3 protein-coding genes and 1 pseudogene are annotated in these 3833 nt (G+C 52.7%); all 4 read right to left on the bottom strand.

Features of this window, described 5'->3' with window-relative positions; all coding sequences use genetic code 11:
- On the bottom strand, positions 1-608 hold a 608-nt coding region (locus Q0072_RS10770), incomplete at its 3' end, for an RHS repeat domain-containing protein (protein ID WP_298329652.1).
- Between the two features lie 23 nt (positions 609-631).
- Positions 632-2734, bottom strand: a complete 2103-nt coding sequence (locus Q0072_RS10765) for a hypothetical protein (RefSeq protein ID WP_298329649.1) — start codon at positions 2732-2734, stop codon at positions 632-634.
- A gap of 412 nt (positions 2735-3146) precedes the next feature.
- Entirely contained in the window at positions 3147-3356 is a 210-nt protein-coding gene (locus Q0072_RS10760) for an RHS repeat domain-containing protein (protein WP_298329646.1), read from the bottom strand.
- Between the two features lie 149 nt (positions 3357-3505).
- A pseudogene (locus Q0072_RS10755) lies at positions 3506-3833 on the bottom strand (hypothetical protein); the annotation flags it as partial.

Genomic DNA, 3833 nt, shown 5'->3' with positions numbered 1-3833 from the left:
TTGTCGTAATTGTAGTAGATGTAATTGCCGTCACGGCGACGCCACCACGACCGATTGCCATTCTCATCATAGGCATAGGCCTCATAGTCGCTGCCGCTGTGGCTGCCGGCTGTGGCCAGCGCCGTCGCCTGGGTCGCCGGGTTCCAGCCCCCCGGCCGGTTGGTATCGGGGTAATAAACCGCCGACAGACGATCAAACCCGTCATAGGTCATCTTGGTCCGGTTGCCATTGGCATCGATCGAATCCGTCACCTTGCCGTTCGGGGAATAGGCAAACGTCGAATAGACCCGCTCGATGGGCGTTCCGACGGCCTGACGGACCTGAACCACCTGACCGGCGGCATCATACACCGTCTTCGTGATCCGGTCCGGACCATAGGCACTCTGCCCCCCCAGACTACAGGCGCTGGCTGGGAGATTGCCAAAGCTGTCCGGGTTCATGCGAACCGCCGTACACTCCGGCCGCCCAACCGCGTCATACGACACCTGCGTTACCGAAACCACGGTTTCAGCCTGCACAGCCCCCGCCCCGCTCAAGCCCAGCACGGCCAGAACCGCAGCAACCCATCTACGCCCAACCGCACCGCGATCCGCTTTGAACACGCTCATCTTCCCAGCCCCCTTCACCCGCATCACGGAACCACAACTTCGGTCTTAACGAGCTGAGCCGCACCATCGTACGTCATCCGCTTGGCCGACGACCACACAAAGTCTGAACCGTCTGTGTTGTTTCCACTACCAACCTCCGTGCGGATCTCAAGACTGTCCGCATCGTAGTAGTGCTTGACAATCTGGCGCTTCAGCGGGCCACCCCCATCAGGGTCGGGACCGATCTCGAAGACCTTGCGACGCAGAACGTCCCACGTCGTGTAACTCCGATCATCCACGTCCGTCCGCGGTCCGTCCACAGACGTCACATTGCCGTATACATCATACACAAATGTTGTTGTGGCGGAAATCGTATTGCTGCCATTCCTGACGACTTGCGCCGTTTGAAGAAGATTGTTTGTTGCATACTGATACTCGGTTACGCTATCGCCCGGCTGGTCGCATTGCGCTTGCGTAGCTGGACAAGTTTCCGTTCGCACCAATCGCCAGACAGGGAGTGAGTTGACGAGATTCCCGTTTGCGTCTTTAACCTTTGGATAGAACTGCGAATAGAAATTGCGGGTTTTTGCCCGAAAACCATTTTGATCCGGAGGGCTGGTTACTGTCAGCACACCGCCATGAGCTGCGTCATAGGTGTAATCCGTTTGATTGCCTTTGGCATCCCTAACCCAATTGGGTTTGTTACAAGTTTTGGGGTTCGCACACACCGAGTCATAACCAGCCGTCATAACGGAATCTGACAAGTTGCTTCCCGGTTTGACTTTCGAACGAACTTCCGTGAGATTTCCTCGCATATCGTAAGCTACGTTGATGCGGTCCCCCTCGGGAAAAAGCTGGCCTCTAACGCGCCCATTTGAGGTGTCTGTGTTATTGTAAAAAGTCCGCTGCAGGGGATCCACGAGCATTTGAAAACCTGACGGTTCAATTCCTTTCATATCCCAGCTGCGGTATACAGTAATCTGCGTCCCATCCGGATTAAGAATGGTGCTCTGGGCGTTTTCCTGATTACCGTTATGGTCATAATTCCAAGTCCGACCTCCGTAGGTCAGCGATTTTATGCGGGAGTGCCTATGCAGGGCCTGTGTGCAGTAGTCAGGGTTATCTTCAGAATAATAGCAGCCGTTCGCGGATAATGATGTGTAATAAGTAGCCGACTTGGTCCTACCAGATGGATAATTAATTTTCGTAAGAGCGTTAGGATTGTCTAAAGAAAACTGTCCAAAAATAGTATTTTCAAAAGTTGGAACAGAAAATCCATTTTGGTTGTCGTTAAAAGCTAAATAGTACCACGGTTGCGAAAATGAGCACGAAACAGATTCTGGGTTGCAATAATCAATAGATGAATTGATCAATCGAACATTTGCATAAATTGGACCATCAGTATTTGCATTATAAAAACCCCTGTAACGAGCCATCCACCCCAGTGAACTGGAGATGCTTAAAAGACCATGAATGTAACCCGTATAGCTCAGTGTGGTAGGTGTACGCGCATAGTAATAGTTTAATACTTCACCGTCTGGTTTTGTTAGTTTCGTTATGACGGCATCTCCCGAAATTGCCCAGTCGTCGGCTGTGTTCGGCCCATTACTGACAAACGAGTTTGGAAACAAACTGTGCTTGTAGGTAAGCTCCGCGACAGACCCATCATGCATAGTGTAAATACATTGCCCTAATGTTTGCCCCGTCGCACTAGATGAGTTACACTCAAGACGACCATTTGTCCCCTCGTAACCAAAATTGTCAGATCGATCGTATAACCAAGTACTCCCAGAGTAAACTGCGCCCTTATTGAGATCGCTTTGCCCAAAAACAGATATTTGCATACCGGCAAACTGTGGAGGGCTTCCCTCTACTGGAGGCTTGAACGTCTTTCTGGTTAATGTACCAATAAGATTGTCGTATACGTAAGGATTTGATCCGCTTCCAATACGCGACAATCCACTATTTGAATTACCTATACTGAGAGACGGAATAGAACCGTGCAAACTCATACTATTTAAATCAACACCATTGGAATCTATACTTGGATAAGCAGGAGGTGGCGCCAAGGCTTGAGAATGTGCATTACTCACTAGGCCTGCTGAAAAAAGGCAGGCAAAGACCCAAAATTGCTTCCGACGTGTCATATCTTGTTCTCAATGGTAACTTGAAATAAAGGCCAGCGGCCCAGAGTTTTTTGTTGCGCTGAGGTCTAAACTACGGATAAGGCCTGAAGCCGCCTGTACCGAAGGGTTGTCTGCCTTCGAACAGTCCGTTTTGGACGAAGTGCTGGTGCGGATCCACATTGGCCGCCGTGATGTCCGGGTAGTTCACCCGATAGCCATTCGTGCTGAACCTGGGTGACGGGTCGCGCAACTCGTGCCAGCCCCAGATATGGTAGTGCTCCAGCGGATTGATCCCCGCCGCCGCCACATCTGGATAAGCGCTAAGGTAGCCCGTGGTGCTGAAGTAGGCGCTGGGGTCCCGTCCTTCATGCCAACCATTGTTGTTGTAATGGTTGATGGCGTCCTGAACCGTGAAGTTCGCGTTGAACAGGTCTCAGTACAAAAGGCGATAATAGTCGGCATCAAACCCGTTCGGCTGTATGTTTCCGCCGCTGCGCTTTGACGTCCGGTTCCCCGCGCTGTCGTACTGATACCATGACGACGAACCATTGGGGTGAATAACCCCGACCACCCGGCCCAAGGCATCATAGCGATGGATGGTTTCGCTCGCGCCGGCTGATACTGGCAACAGGCTCGCGGCCAAACCAGATCCTAAAATCGCTCGTCGCGTCACCCTCATCATTCCCCTACCCCCTTATTGCCCGCTGCGAGCAGCTGTTCCCTGGCCTTTACCGTTACGCTTCGGTTCCTCACGGAACCCATTTGGGTACAGTCAGCGTTTTCGTCTGGGTCTCAGCAGAGACCGCAGGCGGTATTCGAGCTCCAGATAGCCGGACCGCTGGCGCTGTAGATGACCATGTTGCCGTCACTTTGGACCACGAACCACGCGCCGGGGTTACCATTGGTTCCAGACGACCACAGGGGTTCGCCTGAAGCGCCATACAGCACCAGATTGCCATCGCCCTGCATCACCAGTTGCGCCGCCACCTTGCTGTGGCTACCCGCTCCCGCCCACAAGGCACCTGACTGTCCGTAAAGGACCAGATTGCCGTCTGTCTGGACGTGAAGGTGATACCGGCCTCCATCCGAGACCATGTCCTGTCCTCGTAGCAACGCCTGC

Source organism: Asticcacaulis sp., assembly GCF_027484505.1.
Classification (GTDB): domain Bacteria; phylum Pseudomonadota; class Alphaproteobacteria; order Caulobacterales; family Caulobacteraceae; genus Asticcacaulis.
The sequence above is the reverse complement of the archived record's forward strand: the minus strand, read 5'-3'. Positions and strand labels throughout refer to the sequence as shown.

Excerpts from the sequence above, each read along its gene's own strand:
- Q0072_RS10765 (WP_298329649.1), bottom strand. The coding sequence starts at position 2,734 with ATGACACGTCGGAAGCAATTTTGGGTCTTTGCCTGCCTTTTTTCAGCA.